Source organism: Alteromonas sp. 5NS40-0096, assembly GCF_057544385.1.
The window spans coordinates 1-18,727 of record NZ_BAAJLQ010000006.1; the positions used below are offsets into that span (position 1 = coordinate 1).

Consider the following 18,727-nt stretch of genomic DNA (forward strand, 5'->3'; position numbering starts at 1 on the left):
TTTTTTTGTTTTAAGTGCAGTAAAAAGCGTCATCTTTATCTTTACTCACTGGGGCTAGCCCGTGAGAGTCGCCACCGTCCCTCGCCGGTACGGGGCTCCCATTCCGAAGAGCCCACTCGATTGAGTGGGCTTTTTTGTTTTAGGCGCAGAAAAATGTGCGACCTTAATACCAGACCCATTTATATTCTTGACGTGCTATAGGGCATTCCTTATTCACGACGCCCACAATTTAACTCGATTCACAGGTTCGAACCGTGTGAGCGTCGCCACCGTCCCTCGCCGGTACAGGGCTCCCTGCTCTATTGAATGGTTATCTTGTTCTTAGGCGCGTATTGAAGACGCATTACTTGCATGTTCATTGGCGGGTATGCAGACGCCCTTAGGTTTGTTTGCGATCGAGTTATTTATAACGTTTATATGAATCTTATGATTGGCGTAATACCTCAACCACTATAGGTGCTGTTTGCAGTTAAACTTGTTCATAATTCCTGCACTTTTACTGGCTAAGCTATTTGATAAATTTAGGCTAGGTTGATCTGTACTTGCCATCTTTTAAGAAAATTGTCTCTTAGAATCGTTGTCAGTTGTCATATAGTGGGTTATTACTTTAACTATGGCGGGTAGTTTGGACATAGTGGCGTAGAGTGTTTGAAAGGGGAGTACTTTGATTACGCGAGGGAAAGTGAAAATCTGGCTTATGTTAATTGTATTTTCATTGCATGCTCATGGAAATGAACAAACATTGCGTGTCGCCGTGTTTTCCGATCAATTGTCAAATATACAAAAAGATTTGGATTCAAATGGTTGCACTCCACTCAACCCTGACAGTTACCAAAATAATCAAATGGTGATGGAGTATCAGCTACTCTGCCAATCGTTAATCGAACTATTACCAGATATAAAGTTAAAATTGGTTGGTTATCCTGTAGCATTACGTGCTGTTAATGCTGTGGCAGAAGGTGAAGCCGATTTAACTGGCTTTGGCGTATGGTCAGGAGAATCAAATAAGGTTGGTATTATTCGCACCATGCCTTTGCTGGAGTTTGGGGAATTTAATAAGGGCTTGTTTGTCACCCCAAAGACTCTGCAGACGTTAAATATTGCTACTAGAAAAACACAAGCAGTCGATTTCGATAAGATGATAGCTGTGTCGAATCGAAATTGGTCCTATGATTGGGGCATGTTGAAATGTGGAATGGGCGATGTATTGCACGTTGACCATTATGAGCAAATGTTTCACATGCTGCAAAGAGAACGAGCGGATGTATTGCCTCTCGCGTTTGGGAAAGAATTTGGGGTAGGTCGTAGAGAGTTTGGTGTAGAGCTCGTCCCTATACCTGGCTATAAACTCGTTATACCAGATTCTAGCCACTATCTTATATCCTCTAAGTTATCGTTTGGTTTCTCACTCGCAAAAACGCTTAATAACCGGTTAGTAGAAATGCGAGAAGATGGTTCTCTGCTGAAGCATTACGAATCAGTAGGGGCTGTCAGTACCGAGGCAAAGGATTGGAAGCCTATTTGTGATGTCATTAGAGAACAGTGAAATAGTAAGTGTTGCACAATCTGATTGAATTAATGTATCGGAAAATTATAAGAGAATCTATGTCATGAAAAGGGTGTTGACAGTATTACTTTGTTTGTTCGTTCATTTTAATCTCGGTGCAGAGGTAGTGTCTTCGGGTACACTGATTGTCATTGACAATGTTAAGTCTAAATTCATAGCGCCACGAGATATTCGTGTGTGGCTCCCCAAGCAATATGACACTTGGTTGAAAAATGGCGAAGAGATAGCAACACTTTATATGCATGATGGCCAAATGCTATTTGACGCGTCAACAACATGGAATCAACAAGAATGGGGCGTGGATGAGACTCTTTCCGTGTTGTTTGATGAGAGGCAAGTCATACCTTTTATCGTTGTTGGGATAGATAATGGTGGTAGCTTACTTAGGCATGCCGAATATTTTCCACAAAAGCCGTTTGAGAGCCTAGAAGCACCCTACCAACAGGAACTTTATCAGCTTGCCAGAGGGGATAGGCTATTGTTTGGCGGTAACAATGTTCAATCTGATAAGTATCTAAAGTTTATCGTGAAAGAGCTTAAACCCATGATACAAGGCCGCTTTAAAACCAGTAAAAAGAGTAATCGCAACGTGTTGTTGGGCTCTAGTATGGGGGGCTTAATATCTTGGTATGGTCTATTGGAATATCCAGAAGAGTTTGGTCGGGCGGCAAGTATCTCTACCCATTGGCCGGGGACCATGGCGGTTGACGATAAGCGTATTATTAATGCGTTTGAACAGTATATAACGCACTCGCTGCAATACAGAGAGGGCATGCGTTGGTATATGGATCACGGTGATGCCGAGCTAGATAGCCTGTATCCACCGTTGCAGGATCAAATAAGCAAAGCGTTATCTTCAATGGCACTTCCCGATGAAGCTATTGAGATTCGAAGCTACCCCGGAGAAGGCCACAACGAAAATGCGTGGCGTAAACGCTTAAAAGCGCCCATACTTTACCTTATGGCACCCTCGAGTTTTATATCTGCCGAACATTAGTCGTGGCGTTAGGAGAGTGAATTGCGGTTGTTTCCTACTCAAATCAGTACCTTCATTATTCTCATCAGTTTCTGGACTACGGGTATTGAAGCTCAGACTTTACCCTTACTCAAAGACGAACAAACTATCGTGTTTGGTGCTGTGGTGTTTCCGCCAACGACCTATATTGATAAGGAAAGTGGTGAGTGTATAGGGCGCGGTATCAGCCTAACGAAACAAATTTTCGAAAATGCGAATATTACGATTAAAGTCATATGTGCGCCCGCTGCTAGAATATACAAGTTACTGGAGCTTGGAGCTGTTGACCTCACGATTAATGTAAAGTCAACGGAGGCGCTACAGAATATTGTGCAGTTCATCGATCATCCGGTTGGGCAACTAAATATTGGTATTTATAAACATGCCGATATGGCTTCCGCAAAATCCGTAGCCGCCATACGTGGTTTCGACTATCACGGTGTCAGGGCATTACTAGAAGATAGGGCTCATACGTTTTTTGATGTGCCGTCGGCAACGGATGCGATTACGCTCTTTCTACGTCGTCGAACGAGTCATCTAGTGAGTTATGTAGGACCTTTTAATGCGTTCATCGCGAGTAGTGATTTTGAAATGCCGTTGTCTTTGTCTATTGAGTATATAGGTAAAGCCAATACGTATTACGCGGTAAGTACAGCATCTGATAACGTCGCGATTGTTACGGACATTCTTGAGGCTTATGTCGACTCTGTTGACGGTAAGTATCTGCTGGACAATGCTACTAACAACTAATTTTGCTGTTGTCGCTGTAGTCGAGAGATAACGATATTGGGGTCTTCAATATTGTAGCGCCGCTTCAAACTTTCAACCAACGCTTCCTCTTCGATAAGAAACTGATTGAGTCCATCAATTAATCGCTTGTGTTTTATTGTCGCCAATCTGAAGCCAACATCATCAAAAGGTAAGCTTGGATCTAATCTTATGTTGCTGAGTTTGTGTTTGTTACGACTAAGATAGCTGGCGACGTTGTACTCTAGGTCTACGGCATCGGCTTGTTGTTCCGCCAGTAATAACAATGCGGATAAGCTATCTTCTGCAGGTATGAGTTTAGTTTGTTTACTCTCAATTCTAGATTGCCACTTCACCGGAGAAAAACCGGCAGGTAGCCCCAATCGTTTGACGGCGTCTATCCCTTTTCCTTGCTTATCCAGAGTGACAATTGTTCCGCCTAAAGCCCTAACCAAAGGCGATGAATAATATTTATTGTCAGTTTCTAGTTGGCTGTTAAACCACTTCGGATTGTCTGGATAGATGATGTCAACATTGCCTTTGACCAACTCTTTGCGCAGTCGGACGATGGGCAAGGCGACATAATCGAAAGTATGGCCAGATTTTTCAGCGTAGGCTTCGAGAATCGCCCATGCTAAACCTTTATCTATTGGGGATTGAAAGGCATAGTGAGGAAAGTAGCTGATATTTTGCGCCCCGACAATGTAATGCTCAGCTTTAACTGAGGTGTGCAGCATAATCGCTGTCAATACAACAAGAAACTTGCGCACCTAACATACTCCGCGTTTTTTACCGATTTTACATGTTCGACTTTAGTCGAGTTTCAGAAGCTTAAGCTGGTACAATCTCACGCTCTTTCTTCAATGTAAAGGTGCAAAAATTAGCTTTGACCTATATGATTGATTTAATGAAAATTTCGGGCGTTCAATGTGAGCTGACCAAGTAGTTCAGTATGGTCAGTGAGTTTGCCGGCTATGACATGAACCACCCCTTCTTCCGATTTTTCTACAATGCCATCTATTTGCAGTACTTTAGCATTTAAAAAAGGTACTTTTTGATGCCGTGCAGTGGCTTGCCAGACGACAACATTGATATTTCCAGTATGATCTTCGAGTGTGACAAAGGTGACACCTGAAGCCGTCCCTGGTGCTTGACGTCCAGTCACGCAGCCTACAATGCTAACGACACTATTGGGTCGAGTATGCTGTAAATCTTTAGCTAACTTTACTTTGTTAAAATAACCGCGTTGTTGAAGTAAGGCGATAGGGTGCTTATCTACAGACAAGCTCATTGATGCATAGTCTTCCAATAACCCTTCTACATCGTTGGGCATGTGCTCTATGCTTTTGGGTAGAGGGTCACTATCGAAAAGTGGTAGCTTCTGATGGCTATCCATTAACTGCCAGCGCGTATTAAAACGATTACTACCCGCGATGACACAGAGCGCATTAGCGCTTGTCAGTGCTTGCAAGGAGTCTTGTTTAATCTTAACAGCTAAGAGTGCTGTGAGGTCTGCGTAACCTTCCTGGGGACGTTTTGAAACCAGTGAGGTGAGACACTGTTGGCTTGCTCCTTTGACTTGCCGTAATCCGATTCTTAACGCCTTGATTTGTTGTGAGCCTTCTAGCGTGTAGTCTATTTGGGAGGCATTAATACAGGGAGGAAGTACTTCTATATTATGTCTCTGAGCATCTTGGATTAATTGGCTAGCAGAATAAAAGCCCATAGGTAAACTATTGAGCAACGCGGCATAAAATTCTGCTGGGAAATAATGTTTCAGCCAAGCTGAAACATAGGCCAGTACAGCAAAAGAAGCAGAATGAGATTCGGGAAAGCCATACTCGCCAAAGCCTTTGATTTGCTCAAAAAGTTGAATGGCAAAGTGAGTGTCGTAGCCTCTAGATTCCATCCCAGATACAAGCTTGTCTCTAAACTTATTCAGCTCACCGGTCTTTTTCCAGCTAGCCATTGCACGTCTCAGTTGGTCAGCCTCACCCCCACTAAAGCCTGCTGCCACCATAGCGAGTTGAATGACTTGCTCTTGAAAGATTGGCACACCCATAGTGCGTTTGAGTACAGACTCAACTGCTTTGGACGGATAACTGATGACTTCTTTAGCGTGACGCCGACGAAGGTATGGATGAACCATGTCCCCTTGAATGGGGCCGGGTCTAACGATGGCGATTTGCACGACCAGGTCGTAGTAACATCTAGGTTTCAGCCTAGGCAACATCGACATCTGTGCTCGAGACTCGATCTGAAAAACGCCAACAGTATCTGCTCGGCAGAGCATATCAAAGACTTGAGGGTCATCGGGCATCGCTGTGATACTAGCGATGCTAAGATCATAGCCAAAATTGCATTTAATCAAATGAAAGGCTTTGCGAATTGCAGTCAACATACCCAGAGCAAGCACATCCACTTTAAGTAACCCTAAACTTTCCAAGTCATCTTTATCCCATTGAATCACCGTTCTTTCTGGCATTGAGGCATTTTCTACCGGGACAAGGTTATACAAGGGCCCTTCTGATATGACAAACCCGCCTACATGCTGAGATAGATGGCGAGGAGTACCAACGATATCCTCCACTAGTTTGATAAAAATGTCGGTTTGTTTACTGTTTCTATTTAATCCGGTACTGGCAAGTTGAGATTGCCATGGTTGGGCCCGATCTCGGCGATTGACATTTTTGATAAAGAAATCAAGTTGGCTTTCGTCATAACCTAATGCTTTACCAACTTCTCTGAACGCCGACTTGAAGCGAAAAGAGATGACAGTAGCGGCTAAAGCGGTGCGCTCTCTACCGTATTTTTGGTAAATATATTGGATAACTTCTTCTCGCCGTTCATGTTCAAAATCAACGTCAATATCAGGAGGCTCGTTACGCTCTTTTGAAATGAAACGTTCAAAAAGTACATTGATCTGTTCTGGATCCACGGAGGTGATTTCAAGACAGTAACAAACAACGGAATTCGCAGCTGAACCTCTGCCCTGATAGAGAATGCCTTGGCGTTTGGCAAATTGCACCACATCGTGAATAGTAAGAAAAAAATACTCGTAAGACTGCTCAGCGATCAAATGGAGCTCTTTCTCTATGATGTCTCTTACCCTTTGTGTAATACCATTGGGAAAGCGGCGAGTAATACCCACCTCTACGCATTCTCTTAAATATTCAGTTGCTGTCTTACCTTGTGGAATGAGCTCAGCAGGGTACTGATACTTGAGTTCATCGAGACTAAAATCGCATTTTTGGTTGATGTTAAGTGTTTCTGTAAGCCAATGTGCTGGAAATAATGAGACTAGCTTGGGAATGGGGCGCAGGCTTTGCTCGGCATTACTGAGAGATGCTTGCCCTAATGTATCAACCGTTTTTCTTGTTCGAATAGCATGTAGTACATGTTGTTGCTGTAGTCTATCAGCGTGATGCATCAGGATATCGCCGCACGCTACGATAGGGAATGCATAAGTTTGGTGTAGTACATCATAGCACTCGTACCTTTGTGTATCTCGGCCATCCAGCTTTCGATGGGCGCCTATCCAAGTCCGAGAGGGATGATACTTCGCCAACCATTTTGCCCAGTAATTATTGTCTTTACCGTCTATTGATGGCATCCAAATGAGTAAGCAGTGCTTAATACTTTTAAGATCCCATTCAGCTAATTGATAAGTCCCCTTTGTAGCTCTGCGTCTAGCATTGGTAATAATACGGCAGAGTTCGCTATATGCCGCTTTAGTAGGGCAAAGTAGGACTAACTCGAGTGATTCAGAGAATTGAAAACGGCTGCCAATAATTAGCTTGATAGGCAATCGGTTGCGATTTATTTCTGTATAAGCGCGAACAACACCTGCTACTGAGCATTCATCAGTAATAGCGATACTTTGGTAGCCTAAAAACGATGCTGTTGTCACTAACTCTTCAGGAGAAGACGCCCCATCTAAAAAGGAAAAATGGGAGCGACAAACTAGTTCAGAGTAACTCATGATTTAGCTATACCAACCTTGTAAAAACCAGCGCTTTTGTTTATCTCGGTATATCCATAAATATTGCCCGAGCTCATCTTGAGCAACAAAGTAATCGCGAAAAATCGGGGTATCCCACCATGCGGTTTGCAAGCGTCTTGGGCCATAAATAATGCGTGATTCTTGAGCTAAAGGAAGCGGGTTAAAAGTAAGTAAACACGGGGCGTAGGGAGCATAAACCATAGAGGATGGATTAGCGGGTGTCGACGTGGTTTGCTTTTCCGGTTGATGCTCATTTGCTGGTAATGGTTGTATCACATTGGAAACGCCAAGCTTTGCTTGTAAATGACCAATCAACTGTAGGTGAGCAAACTGGTGCTGGCGTTGGGAAAAAAAGTCTGTTTTTTGTTCCGTAATATCAACTAACACGTCGCAACTTAGTGTGATACGACGAATGGGCTCTGATAATGTAATCGCTTCGCATTTTAACGTGAGTAGAGACAGCCAGTCATTGGCTCGGTTGATATGTTGTATCGAATTTAACGGAATGGTTGTTTCTTCATTGTCTCGACCGAAGAGTTGTAAAACGAGGCTATTTGTCAGCTTGTTACGTAGCACAAGATAGGTTTCCAACTCATTTAAAAGTTGTGTAAACCACGGCATTAATAGTGTTGTTTTGTCTAATTCGAAAGGCAGTTCTACAGGAGAGAAAAACGTTTCTCTAGGATGGTAATACACAACCTTGGGGTAGACTTCACCTTTCAGTGCTGTCAGGTAATGAATTAGTGTATTGGGGAAGCGTTTGCTAATTTCTTGTGTGCTTATCTTTAGAATATCGCCTACCTTTCTAATGCCCACGCGGTGCAGTGACGTTTGTTGTTTGGCAGTAAGCTGGCATAACGCAATAGGGCGATCAGCAAGCCATGCTTTAATCGTTTGCTGATTCATTGATACTTTATTCAACCCAGATAATGCCAAAACTTGGGCTGCTTCTATGCTCCACGCTGTTGCGTAGTGATAATGCAGCTGTTGGGCTTGTAGCTGACGAGCGAGTGTTGCAAGTAATGGCTCAAGGCCATCATAGTAGGTGAGCATGTTGTCGAGCTTTATGGCCATGGCATTGTGGGTGCAGATGACAATGTCTGAAACCACCATATACAATGCATTAGCTACGGCTTCTAGGCGGTGCTTCTCAGCGTTAGCGTCATAGGCAATCAAATGTAAAGATGAACACATTGCGCTCGCAGTGGCTAACCCCATGCCTTGTTTAATGCCTTGCGATGTCGCGACGTCATTGCATTGGACAATGGCATTTAGCGCATTGTCATATATCGCAATAGCTCTTGTATTCTGACTATCAGAAAGTGATAAGCCGTCGAGTTGTAACTGATAGAAATAAAGATACATCCAGTGCATAAGCTATCACTATCGTACGAGGTCGAGTGGCTGAATCGTTAGTTCTCGGCCTTTTTGCATAAGTTGGGTAATGATGTGGTTAGACGGGATATGGCCGAGGTTGATCGGAATATTGTGCCGTGCCCATCCACCTACTTGCTTATGGATATGGATGACAGGCTGGATGTCATTACATTGCATACTGAGGTCGACGTTCATCGGCATGACTTGATGTTGTGGCAGAGCCGCACGATAGAGTATCAACAAGGTTTGGTGTTGTGCTGCTGCTACTTGTAATCGACGGGCTTGCTTATGGGTAATATTGCTAACCCAAGTCATGACCACACTACATGCTTGGCTGCGTAGGCATTGTTCTGCTGCCCACAGTGTGTTTTCTTCTGAACCACTATTTACTTGATATACGAGCTTAGGGTCGAGCTTTTCTTGTATTAACCATGGGCCATTGATATTCGCTGGAGGGCGAATAAAGACGGTGAGCTTTCGTGTTTTTTGCTGCTGCTTTAACACATTGGAAAATAAAGTGATCTCCCCAATACCATTGTAATTTGTCGCTAAACTGATGGCTCCTGCATTTGGTAAACCACCGTTTAAGGCTTTGTCTAATTCGTGGTGGCCCGTTGTGATTTTCTCGTGAGAGGTGGCAATATAATCCCGTCCTTTCCATATGAGAGGATTACGTTCTAGTAACTGCAAAGACATAATCAATCACCATAAAATACTGTATAGATATACAGTATTTTAGATCAGCGAAAAGCTTACGCCAAGATCTGTGTGCAAATAAAAAAGCCCTGCGCGAAGCAAGGCTTAATATCATTTTTATAATCAGCTAGTTAAGATGTTTTAGCGTCTTTGGATTCAGTGGCAATATTGAGTGCCGATTGAGATAATGCATGACACGCTGCCATAAAACCGTCTACTGTATTTCGACACCAAGCTACACGAATTTCACTGGGTTTTTCTTTAATGAGTTCTCGTACGCTTTCCATTGTCACTTCCGTATCTTTTAGTGCTTTGCTCAGCGCTTCTTCAACCGTGTCACCCTTTTCACAGCAATCCATAGTGATTTGGCTAAAGTTGTGCATGATAATGCTCAATACGCTGTATTCTGCCCCTGATATGAGCCCTTTTTTGTGAGCATTATCGACTCTAGAGGCATACACTTTCTGTAATTCTTTCGACATCAATACTAAGTTGTGAAAGGCATAGGTGATTTTTTTCGTATTAGACTTAACGGCGTTTCTGGTGAGTGCGAGTTCTTTTTGCATATTCTGGCTTCGCAAAACCAAAAAGATCAGCGCAAGTACTAAAACACCAATGATAGAAAATGACACCACCATAATTTAGTTATCCGTTTTATGTAATTGAATATAATCGTCAATATTCTGCTCGAGAATAAACAACGGTACTGATCCATGAGCGAGTACCGCTTTGTGAAACTCTCTGATATCGAAATCTGCACCCAGTTCAGATTCAGACCGTTGTCTGAGCGATTTAATTTTAATTTCGCCAATCTTATATGACAAAGCTTGCGCCGGCCAAGAGATGTATCTGTCTATTTCAGTCTTGACGTTATGTGCGGATAACGCTGTATTTTCGAGCATAAAGTTTAATGCTTGCTCCCGAGACCAGCCAAACATATGCATGCCCGTATCGACGACTAGGCGGCAAGCGCGCCACATTTCATAGCTTAAACGACCAAAGTCATCGTAGGGATCTTCATACATACCAGCCTCAATTCCGAGGTACTCAGAATATAAACCCCAACCTTCGCCGAAAGCAGAGATGTAAGTACTCTGACGCACTTTGGGTAGGTCGGTCATTTCACTAGCTAGGGAGATTTGTAGATGATGGCCGGGAACTGCTTCGTGTAACGTTAGTGCAGGCAAAGCATACAAAGGGCGCTTGTCCAACGCATACGTATTGACCCAATAATATCCGGGCTGATCATCTCGCCTCGGACTAATATAACGGCCTGTTGTATACTTGGGGGCGATGCTCGCAGGTACAGGCGCCACGCCATATGGAGTACGAGGTAAGTAGGAAAAGAGTGCTGGTAGCTTGGCGTCCATTTTTTTCGCGATATAGGATGCGGTTTGAATTAGCTCTTCTTCTGATTTGGCATAAAACTGTGGGTCAGTACGCAGAAAATGGATAAAGTCAGCGAAGCTACCTTTGAAAGCCAGCGAATCAATAATACTTTGCATCTCTGTGCGAATACGCTTGACTTCAGCAAGGCCTAACTCGTGAATTTCCTCCGGAGTCATCGAGGTTGTCGTGTAATGCTTTGCACGATCTCTATAATATGCCTCGCCATGTGGCCAATGACGTGCAGCAATGTCATCTCGAGCGCCAGGCATGTATTCATTCACCATGAAATCATAAAAACGTTGATACGCAGGCACTACAATAATTTCGATAACGTCAACAGCTTGCTTTTCTAAAGCTTCCTTTTGTTGCTGTGTGAAATGGTTGGGAAACTGTGTAAAAGGCGTGTAGAAACTGCTCTCCTTTGCGTCTTTTACTAAGTAGGGTTTGATGGAATCTTCATACCCTTCAAGCACCGCCTTTGGCTGAGTATAATCAACCGCTAACCCTTTGCGCATCCAGTCAATGTTTTGACCAAAATACGTATCAAATGCTGCCAATCTGGCTAAATAGTTTTGGTAATCCTTTTCTTGTTTGAAAGGCATGGTATTGGGTAAACCACCAATTGCACTATGAAAGCCATACTCAGATGTTATGGGCACCCAGTGGGCGTTGAAGTTGTATTCACTGATGGCATTCTGCAAGCGATATTTTTGCATGTGCAAAGTAATCTGATCTTCCCTGCTCATCTTTGTACTGTCTAGCGCTTCTAGCTCTTGCATAAAAGCAAGACGCTGTTTGTGTAGCGTCGCTAAGTGATCCGCTGATAGGTCTGGAAGAACGTGATTGTAGCCGTCAACACCCTCTGCTGTGGCTAGAAAAGGGGAAGAGTGCACTTCGAATTGCCAAATTTCCTCAACGAGTTCTGGCAGTGTTTTCGCTGAACTCGATAGGCTAAAGACCACTATTCCTAAGTAAAGGCAGGTTGTGATTAGCTGTCGCATGGGGTACTCCATTTGCCACTCTACGGTGGATTATTCTTTTTTAGGCGTGTATATCGGACTAGGAAACGCAGTGACTTTATCTGAAAGTTGAGTGATCTTAGCAGTCCCTTGTTTTTTGACTTCGTCGACTCTCAATACATTGTGCATTGGGATGTAAGTACGAGTAACATCACTGAATTCATCTTTGAGTTTCTCATGGCTTGGGTCTAAAACGAGTTGTGTGTGGTTGTCCCAAACAAACCCTCCAATTTCGATAAACCCGAATAACCCACCTTGAGATACTTCTTGAACGTACAGTTCATAGCGTTCGCCATTACTGACAAATTGCACGCGAAACAAAGGTTCTTTACTGCTCATATAATCTATTAAACCTGCTCAAATAAAACCAACATCAATGCCTTGAGGCATCGAAATTGGAGGCATTTTAGCGCGATTGTCAATCGATCTGCAAAGGGCCGAGCAGGGCTTTTGTCGCAATCTTCATCTCGTCAATACTTTCAGCGAGTATGGCGTTGACAGCGAAACCTTGCACAAAACTCGTAAGCTGCAACGCCGCCGCTTCAATATTAGCTGTTGGTTGAATTTGTCTCAGTTTTTGCCCTTGCTCCAAACACCCAATAAAGCCAATTTGAAGTTTGTCTAAATAATGACGCCCCATATCCTTAACGGTGGGGTTATCAACACCAAGTTCAGTCACCATGTTAATCAACAAACATCCTTTTTGATAAATTAGCTCTATGTAGCGGTCAAAAAATTGCTGAATTGATACTATGCCTTGGTGGCTGTCGAGTTCACTGACAATCGGACCTAATACCGTTGTTTCATAGTGAGATAGCACTTTGTATAGAAAAATTTGTTTACTGCCAAACTCGAGATAAAACCCCCTACGGTTAAAATCGGTGCGAGCAATAATTTCATCCATGATTGCGCCGTGATAACTGTGTTCGAGGAATATATCTATGGCTTGGTCGAGAACAACGTCGACCTCGTAAAGTGCGGTGCGTGGCATATCAGTCTTTTTGAGAATTACTATTCTCAGTCAGATTAGCGCAAATTAACGCAGCGTCAAGGCATACACCGCAAACACTAGGCTATTGAACCCGAGTGGTATACCATGACACGGTTTTAATATCGCAATAAAAAATCACATGATGAAAAAATTCCTACTTAGCAGCTTAATGCTGGTGGGGAGCTTATCGACTATTGCTCATGAACATGAGCAAGAAATGGTGTTTGCTCCCGATACACAAAAAATTAAATCACACCTATTTTTCCTAGCCGATGACCTACTAGAAGGTCGCGATACAGGCTCTAGAGGTCATGATATCGCAGCTTTGTATATTGCGACGGAATTCGCAAAATACGGCTTAAAGCCAGCTGGAACTGACGGATACATGCAGCAAGTTAACTTCCGCAAGGCCAGTTTGGTTCAAGAGTCGCCCGTATTCACTTACAGCAACGCCGAGGGCGCTGGAAGTTTTGACTATCCAAAAGACTTCATTACTGGCCCAGATTTACTCAATGAGCAATCTGCACTAAAGGGCGAGTTAGTTTTTGTGGGATACGGCATTGTTGCTGATGAGTTGGATCACAATGACTACAAGGACTTAGACGTAGAGGGCAAAATTGTTGTCACACTGGCGGGTAAGCCTAAGTCGTTTCCGAGTGAAGAAGGAGCGCATTTTGCGTCTGGCTACCAAAAGCAGAAGTATGCGGTAGACCACGGTGCAATTGGTATGATTACACTTTCTACGCCAGTTTCGGAAAAAGTGCGCCCTTATCAACGTTCGTTGAGCTACATTCACACTCCGCGTTTAGCATGGTTAGACGATAATGATGTTCCTGCCAATGCGTTTAGTCAGCTAAAAGGCAGTGCCTATATGAGCATGCCTGCAGCGCAAAAGTTGTTTGCTGGCTCAAAAGTCTCGCTAGACGATATCTACGCAATGGTAGAGGAGGACAAATCTCCTAAAGGGTTTGCACTTGATGCCTCAGTGGATATCGCTAAAAAAAGCAGCCATATGACGATCGACAGCCCTAATGTTGTTGGTATGATCGAAGGTTCAGACCCTGAACTGAAGAATGAGTATGTTGTTTTCACTGCTCACTCCGACCACATTGGCTTTGCTAAAACCGTCAAAAAAGACAATATCAATAATGGTGCCATGGACAATGCGTCGGGTACGGCGATTATGCTAGAAACTGCACGCTTGTTTAGTGATATGAAAGTCAAGCCAAAGCGTTCGATTTTGTTTGTATCTGTAACCGGTGAGGAAAAGGGGCTATTAGGCGCTGATTACTTCGCCAGAAACCCTACAGTGCCTGCTGGTTCCATGGTAGCGAACGTCAATCTAGATATGCCAATCTTAACTTATGAATTTGCTGATGTAATTGCGTTTGGTGCCAATCACTCGGACATGAAAGCGTCAGTAGAACAGGCTGCAGCAAATGCTGATATCACATTGAGTGAAGATCCGTGGCCAGAACAAGCGTTATTTACACGTTCTGATCATTATGCATTTGTGAAGCAGGGCGTCCCTGCCGTATTTTTAGTACCTGGTTTAGTTTCAGCTGACCCAGAGGTTGACGGTGCAAAAGTCTTTGGCACATTCCTGTCGACTCACTACCACAAGCCAACGGATGATATTCATCAGCCCTTTAATTGGAAGGCAGCAGAGAAATTTGCCAATGTAAATGCGCAAATTGGATATACGCTTGCTAACCAAGACGCTCGACCAAAGTGGAATGAAGGTGATTTCTTCGGAAACACCTTTGCTAAATAAGTCGAATCTGAACAAATAAAAAAGGCGCTAACAGCGCCTTTTTTGTATCTATTGTATTTATTGCATCGGCTATAAAAACGTTTGTTTAAAGCATTGCCATTGTTCGGCAAACTGTTCAGTTGGTTTACGCGTAAACCCACTGCGGATAAACAAGTTGATTCGGCCGTCCGTATAGCAAATGAACATATTTGCTAGCACCGCTTCATCTGCCGCTAGCGTTTTTCCTTCGCGGAGTTTGCGTTCTCTCAGCACTTGCTTGAGTTGTGTTTCAAGTCGCTCATAAAGCTTGGCGATGCGGGCTCTGAGCCTATCTTGCTCACCTAGCAAGGCGTCGCCGTTTAAAATGCGAGTAATACCTGGGTTTTTTTCAGCAAAGCCAAGGATGAGATGAAGGATAAGCTGGCAGCGCGTCGCAGAGTCCTTTTCCTCATTCACAATTTTATTGATTCGAGAAAACAGCGTCTCTTCAATAAATTCGATAAGGCCTTCGAACATACGTGCTTTACTTGGGAAGTGACGATATAGTGCCGCTTCCGACACGCCAACTTTCTCCGCTAGTTTTGCTGTAGTAATACGCTGGCCTTGGTTTGTTTCAAGCATACCGGCTAGCGCTTGTAATATTTGTGCGCGACGATTGGTTTTTTTGACAGCAGGCATAACGACAGTGTTTCCTCCGCTATCGGGTTATATCAACCCGTAGTCCATGTTGAATTAGCAAGCCCTGTTGGCTCGCGATGTTATTATTTTTCTCAGCTTTTATCGGCCGAATTGAGGCAGATTTAACTGTTATTTTTTTTATAGTGTTCAGCAACCAATGACAGTAATTGATGCGCTAACTCTGTTTTAGTTGCTGCAGGTAAACGTTTGTCACCATCAGGCCAGATTACGTGTAACGCATTGCGATCACTGTTAAAGCCCAAACCTGCTTCGGTTATATCATTAGCTGCAATCATGTTTAATCGCTTATTTGCTAACTTGCCTCTGGCATATTTCTCCACATCTTGGCTTTCCGCGGCAAAACCAACGGTGAAAGGAGGCTCTTCTAACGCGGCAACGGTTTTAAGAATATCAGGGTTTTTAACAAAAGTAAGTGTTAACTCGTCGTCATTTTTCTTGATCTTGTTATCTGCCACTTGGTGTGCGCGATAATCGGCTACGGCTGCGGTCGCGATGAAAATATTACACTGTTGTACATTGTCGCTAACGGCATCTAGCATCTCTTGAGCAGATTGTACGTTGATTCTATTGACATTTTGGGGAGTGGGTAAACTCACCGGACCGCTGACTAAAGTGACTTTTGCGCCGAGTTGTGCAGCAGCTTGGGCAATGGCATATCCCATTTTCCCAGAGCTATGGTTTGATATGTACCGCACTGGATCAAGTGCCTCTCTCGTTGGACCCGCTGTGATTAAAAGGTTGATGTCCGAGAGAATCGCGTGATATCTGGAGTTTAACGCTTCGACAATATCAAGAGGATCTGGCATGCGACCAGGGCCCACATCACCACAAGCTTGATCTCCTGCATCGGGGCCGATTTGTTGGTACCCGTCGGATAATAACTGGGTAAGGTTTCGAGCAGTGGAAGGCGCTTTCCACATTTGTTGATTCATTGCTGGCGCAATGTATAGATCGGCGGTTGTGGCGAGCGCTAACGTGGTAAGCAGGTCATCTGCAATACCATTGGCTAACTTCGCTATTACATTCGCAGTGGCTGGCGCAATCAACAAAATATCAGCCCACTTTGCTAGCTCGATATGCCCCATTGCTGCCTCAGCAGCTGGGTCGAGCAGGCTGTTACTTACGGGATATCCCGAAACGGCTTGGAGAGACAATGGGCTAACAAATTCTTGTGCTGAGTCTGTCAAAACGACTCTTACGGTGGCGCCGGCGGCCTTGAGTTTTCTGACAAGATCTGGCGTTTTATAGGCAGCAATGCCACCAGATACGCCCAGAAGAATACGCTTATTTTTTATCGACATCATATCGGATTTTAAACACCTATTTAAACTGTAGCCTAACATGCCACGGATACGGAGTGTAGAGGAAACCCTATCTGTGACCAGTTTTCAAAGCGCCTTCTTTCACGCATGCTTCACAATCGTGTGCAGATTAAAAGGAAAGCCTAGTGATAAAAAACTGGCCAGACACACTTAGACCCAGAGAAAAACTAATGGCATATGGTCCAGAAGCATTGACCGACCAGGAGCTCATTGCCATATGGATAGGTAGCGGGAGCAAATACCAAAGTGTGACAGAGATTAGCTATAACCTGTTGGAGCGGTTTGTCGATTTACGAGGCATACGAAAAGCAACGCATAAGCAACTATGTGGCGTCTGTGGTGTGGGTAATAGCAAATACATATTACTGCGCGCTGTTATGGAGTTACATCAACGAAGCTTGCAGCAATCGATGCAACGATTCCCCGTTTTTACGCATGTTGATGACGTTAAGATGTACGTCAAAATGCAGTTCACCGATTTAGAATCAGAGGTATTTGGAGCGCTTATACTCGATAGCCAACATCGCCTTATTACTATGAAAAAATTATTTTTCGGCACTATTAATGCCGCCGCGGTGTACCCAAGAGAGTTAGCTAAACAGGTATTATTGTCAAACGGGGCGGCTGTAATACTGGTCCACAACCACCCCTCTGGCCATGCTCAACCAAGTCGCGCTGACATGGAGTTAACGGTTGAGCTCAAGCAAGCCATGCAGCTAATCGATGTCGATTTGCTTGACCATCTTGTCGTAGGAGATGGCGAGATCATCTCGTTTGCACAGAAGGGATTGCTCTGATCCTCACGAAAAAACAGCCTTTTGTGATATTTTGATCATATTTATGCAATAAAAAGTGGAAATACTCTATCGTGTTTTTACTTTTTTGATCTTATAATTACAAATTGTAGCAATTTTTGCTGCAACTGATAGCATCAGTAAAAGCCCTATGGCTGTATATTGAGTTAAATTTTGTTTCGCAGCAGTAGTGCGGCGAGAATTTATACGATAATATACTCAAGCACTAGTGTTTATTAAGGAACGTATTATGAAAAAGACAATTTTGTCTGCAGTTTTAGGAGCGTCACTAGCGTTTTCTGCGACTGCACAACAGGAGTCTGCCGGTGGTTTGGGTTCAGTGACGGTAGCTGGTGGTACTATCGCTGTTGAAACTATCGTAGCAGCAACAGTATTTGCTGGTGTAGTTGCTGGCGCAGCAAGCAACAGCAGTGGTACTTCTGCACCTAACCCAGACCCAGATCCAGATCCTGTACCAACGTGTGAAGGTGATGACCCACTTTCAAATGGTGTTTGTACTGGTACTACTACGACAGTAACAGTATCTGGCACAACTACTGCAACGGCGACAGTGACTTTCACGTACCTGCCTACGCTTCAGTAAGAGCCATTTGGTCTCGAAAAGCCGCCTGTATACGGCGGCTTTTTTGTTTCTGACATTGTCTAAAATAAGCCCCTTATTCATGATTAGACCCCTTGTCCCTGCAATATGTGTAACATTGCTTCTTGCAATTTCTGGTTGTTCTTCAACCCTTAAAACCTATGTTGACTCAATAAACATTGTTTTTAATCAAACTGATACCAGCCGTTCGTTGGAAGAAACGCGCCAGAGCCAAATCGATATTGCCAAAGTGGAATACGGTGAGCGACCCGCTGCAATCGTCGCATTAGCCTATATCGAAAATGGTTACAGGAAATGGGTGTCCAGCGACCAAGTGATGTTTCATACGCGAAATGACATTTTAGCCCGTACAACGGGTCTTGAAAGTGATTTACAGTTTGTTGGTGGGGCGCAAAGAGCCATTCCTCTTGAACAGCAAACGCAAACATACAGTTACTTCGTCGATGTTGCTGAATTGGCTTATTCCCACCCTGTGCGCTCTCAGTGGGAATTCAAAGGCCAATCTACATTGGAAGTCTGGGGACAATCGATCACAGCTAATGTGTATGAAGAACATATTCAATTTGATAGCGTGAGGCCCTACTGGGAATCCGGGTTGTCATGGACTAATCGCTACCTTGTAGACCCCAAGTCAAACTTGGTGCTTTATTCTTGGCAAAAGCTTTCTCCAACACAAGATCCCATTGCCTTCACCTATTTGAGTCGCGCTGCTCGTATTATCGATGGAAAGTAA

The 18,727-nt window shown here is 43.8% G+C and carries 17 protein-coding genes; 7 read left to right on the forward strand and 10 right to left on the reverse strand.

Annotated elements, in window-relative coordinates:
• The first annotated feature begins 682 nt into the window (after positions 1 to 682).
• The 3 genes from AC27G9_RS16765 to AC27G9_RS16775 all read left to right on the forward strand — a co-directional run bounded on the left by AC27G9_RS16765 (position 683) and on the right by AC27G9_RS16775 (position 3,332).
• On the forward strand, positions 683 to 1,546 hold the full coding sequence (locus AC27G9_RS16765) for a hypothetical protein (protein ID WP_487075631.1): 864 nt from the start codon (positions 683 to 685) through the stop codon (positions 1,544 to 1,546).
• A 64-nt stretch (positions 1,547 to 1,610) separates the two neighbouring features.
• Complete coding sequence (locus AC27G9_RS16770) at positions 1,611 to 2,564, forward strand: alpha/beta hydrolase (RefSeq protein ID WP_487075632.1); 954 nt, start codon at positions 1,611 to 1,613, stop codon at positions 2,562 to 2,564.
• A 21-nt stretch (positions 2,565 to 2,585) separates the two neighbouring features.
• Positions 2,586 to 3,332, forward strand: coding sequence for a type 2 periplasmic-binding domain-containing protein (locus AC27G9_RS16775; RefSeq protein WP_487075633.1), 747 nt, complete (start codon positions 2,586 to 2,588; stop codon positions 3,330 to 3,332).
• On the opposite strand, the gene AC27G9_RS16780 is transcribed toward AC27G9_RS16775, so the two are convergent.
• The 8 genes from AC27G9_RS16780 to AC27G9_RS16815 form a co-directional block, all read right to left on the reverse strand.
• Complete coding sequence (locus tag AC27G9_RS16780) at positions 3,329 to 4,099, reverse strand: type 2 periplasmic-binding domain-containing protein (protein ID WP_487075634.1); 771 nt, start codon at positions 4,097 to 4,099, stop codon at positions 3,329 to 3,331. The two genes, AC27G9_RS16775 and AC27G9_RS16780, sit on opposite strands and share 4 nt — an antisense overlap.
• A gap of 134 nt (positions 4,100 to 4,233) precedes the next feature.
• Positions 4,234 to 7,311: an error-prone DNA polymerase gene (locus AC27G9_RS16785; protein WP_487075635.1), complete on the reverse strand. Its 3,078-nt coding sequence runs from the start codon at positions 7,309 to 7,311 to the stop codon at positions 4,234 to 4,236.
• A gap of 3 nt (positions 7,312 to 7,314) precedes the next feature.
• Complete coding sequence (locus tag AC27G9_RS16790) at positions 7,315 to 8,706, reverse strand: Y-family DNA polymerase (protein WP_487075636.1); 1,392 nt, start codon at positions 8,704 to 8,706, stop codon at positions 7,315 to 7,317.
• A 9-nt stretch (positions 8,707 to 8,715) separates the two neighbouring features.
• Positions 8,716 to 9,405 carry a translesion DNA synthesis-associated protein ImuA gene (gene imuA, locus AC27G9_RS16795; protein WP_487075637.1) on the reverse strand — a complete coding sequence of 230 codons (690 nt, stop codon included), beginning with the start codon at positions 9,403 to 9,405 and terminating at the stop codon, positions 8,716 to 8,718.
• Between the two features lie 131 nt (positions 9,406 to 9,536).
• On the reverse strand, positions 9,537 to 10,043 hold the full coding sequence (locus AC27G9_RS16800) for a hypothetical protein (protein ID WP_487075638.1): 507 nt from the start codon (positions 10,041 to 10,043) through the stop codon (positions 9,537 to 9,539).
• A 3-nt stretch (positions 10,044 to 10,046) separates the two neighbouring features.
• Complete coding sequence (locus AC27G9_RS16805; protein ID WP_487075639.1) at positions 10,047 to 11,795, reverse strand: DUF885 domain-containing protein; 1,749 nt, start codon at positions 11,793 to 11,795, stop codon at positions 10,047 to 10,049.
• Positions 11,796 to 11,825: 30 nt separating this feature from the next.
• Positions 11,826 to 12,152, reverse strand: coding sequence for a DUF1820 family protein (locus AC27G9_RS16810; protein WP_487075640.1), 327 nt, complete (start codon positions 12,150 to 12,152; stop codon positions 11,826 to 11,828).
• Between the two features lie 79 nt (positions 12,153 to 12,231).
• Complete coding sequence (locus tag AC27G9_RS16815) at positions 12,232 to 12,804, reverse strand: TetR/AcrR family transcriptional regulator (RefSeq protein ID WP_487075641.1); 573 nt, start codon at positions 12,802 to 12,804, stop codon at positions 12,232 to 12,234.
• 139 nt (positions 12,805 to 12,943) lie between these two features.
• On the opposite strand from AC27G9_RS16815, the gene AC27G9_RS16820 reads away from it, so the two are divergent.
• A complete protein-coding gene (locus tag AC27G9_RS16820) occupies positions 12,944 to 14,578 on the forward strand; it encodes a M28 family metallopeptidase (RefSeq protein ID WP_487075642.1) in 1,635 nt (544 codons plus the stop codon).
• A gap of 69 nt (positions 14,579 to 14,647) precedes the next feature.
• On the opposite strand, the gene slmA is transcribed toward AC27G9_RS16820, so the two are convergent.
• Positions 14,648 to 15,235 carry a nucleoid occlusion factor SlmA gene (gene slmA, locus AC27G9_RS16825; protein ID WP_487075643.1) on the reverse strand — a complete coding sequence of 196 codons (588 nt, stop codon included), beginning with the start codon at positions 15,233 to 15,235 and terminating at the stop codon, positions 14,648 to 14,650.
• A gap of 122 nt (positions 15,236 to 15,357) precedes the next feature.
• The gene (coaBC, locus tag AC27G9_RS16830; protein WP_487075879.1) at positions 15,358 to 16,557 is read right to left on the reverse strand and encodes a bifunctional phosphopantothenoylcysteine decarboxylase/phosphopantothenate--cysteine ligase CoaBC; all 1,200 of its coding nucleotides are present in this window, start codon (positions 16,555 to 16,557) and stop codon (positions 15,358 to 15,360) included.
• Between the two features lie 146 nt (positions 16,558 to 16,703).
• On the opposite strand from coaBC, the gene radC reads away from it, so the two are divergent.
• The 3 genes from radC (at position 16,704) to AC27G9_RS16845 (ending at position 18,727) form a co-directional block, all read left to right on the forward strand.
• Positions 16,704 to 17,375, forward strand: coding sequence for a RadC family protein (radC, locus tag AC27G9_RS16835; RefSeq protein WP_487075644.1), 672 nt, complete (start codon positions 16,704 to 16,706; stop codon positions 17,373 to 17,375).
• A 247-nt stretch (positions 17,376 to 17,622) separates the two neighbouring features.
• On the forward strand, positions 17,623 to 17,976 hold the full coding sequence (locus AC27G9_RS16840; protein ID WP_487075645.1) for a hypothetical protein: 354 nt from the start codon (positions 17,623 to 17,625) through the stop codon (positions 17,974 to 17,976).
• A 79-nt stretch (positions 17,977 to 18,055) separates the two neighbouring features.
• Positions 18,056 to 18,727 carry a YjbF family lipoprotein gene (locus AC27G9_RS16845; protein ID WP_487075646.1) on the forward strand — a complete coding sequence of 224 codons (672 nt, stop codon included), beginning with the start codon at positions 18,056 to 18,058 and terminating at the stop codon, positions 18,725 to 18,727.

Bases quoted from the DNA above. Each gene is read 5' to 3' on its own strand.
- AC27G9_RS16770 (WP_487075632.1), top strand. From the start codon at position 1,611: ATGAAAAGGGTGTTGACAGTATTACTTTGTTTGTTCGTTCATTTTAAT.
- AC27G9_RS16785 (WP_487075635.1), bottom strand. From the start codon at position 7,311: ATGAGTTACTCTGAACTAGTTTGTCGCTCCCATTTTTCCTTTTTAGAT.
- AC27G9_RS16790 (WP_487075636.1), bottom strand. From the start codon at position 8,706: ATGCACTGGATGTATCTTTATTTCTATCAGTTACAACTCGACGGCTTA.
- imuA (WP_487075637.1), bottom strand. From the start codon at position 9,405: ATGTCTTTGCAGTTACTAGAACGTAATCCTCTCATATGGAAAGGACGG.
- AC27G9_RS16800 (WP_487075638.1), bottom strand. From the start codon at position 10,043: ATGGTGGTGTCATTTTCTATCATTGGTGTTTTAGTACTTGCGCTGATC.
- AC27G9_RS16805 (WP_487075639.1), bottom strand. From the start codon at position 11,795: ATGCGACAGCTAATCACAACCTGCCTTTACTTAGGAATAGTGGTCTTT.
- AC27G9_RS16810 (WP_487075640.1), bottom strand. From the start codon at position 12,152: ATGAGCAGTAAAGAACCTTTGTTTCGCGTGCAATTTGTCAGTAATGGC.
- AC27G9_RS16815 (WP_487075641.1), bottom strand. From the start codon at position 12,804: ATGCCACGCACCGCACTTTACGAGGTCGACGTTGTTCTCGACCAAGCC.
- AC27G9_RS16820 (WP_487075642.1), top strand. From the start codon at position 12,944: ATGATGAAAAAATTCCTACTTAGCAGCTTAATGCTGGTGGGGAGCTTA.
- slmA (WP_487075643.1), bottom strand. From the start codon at position 15,235: ATGCCTGCTGTCAAAAAAACCAATCGTCGCGCACAAATATTACAAGCG.
- coaBC (WP_487075879.1), bottom strand. From the start codon at position 16,557: ATGTCGATAAAAAATAAGCGTATTCTTCTGGGCGTATCTGGTGGCATT.
- AC27G9_RS16840 (WP_487075645.1), top strand. From the start codon at position 17,623: ATGAAAAAGACAATTTTGTCTGCAGTTTTAGGAGCGTCACTAGCGTTT.
- AC27G9_RS16845 (WP_487075646.1), top strand. From the start codon at position 18,056: ATGATTAGACCCCTTGTCCCTGCAATATGTGTAACATTGCTTCTTGCA.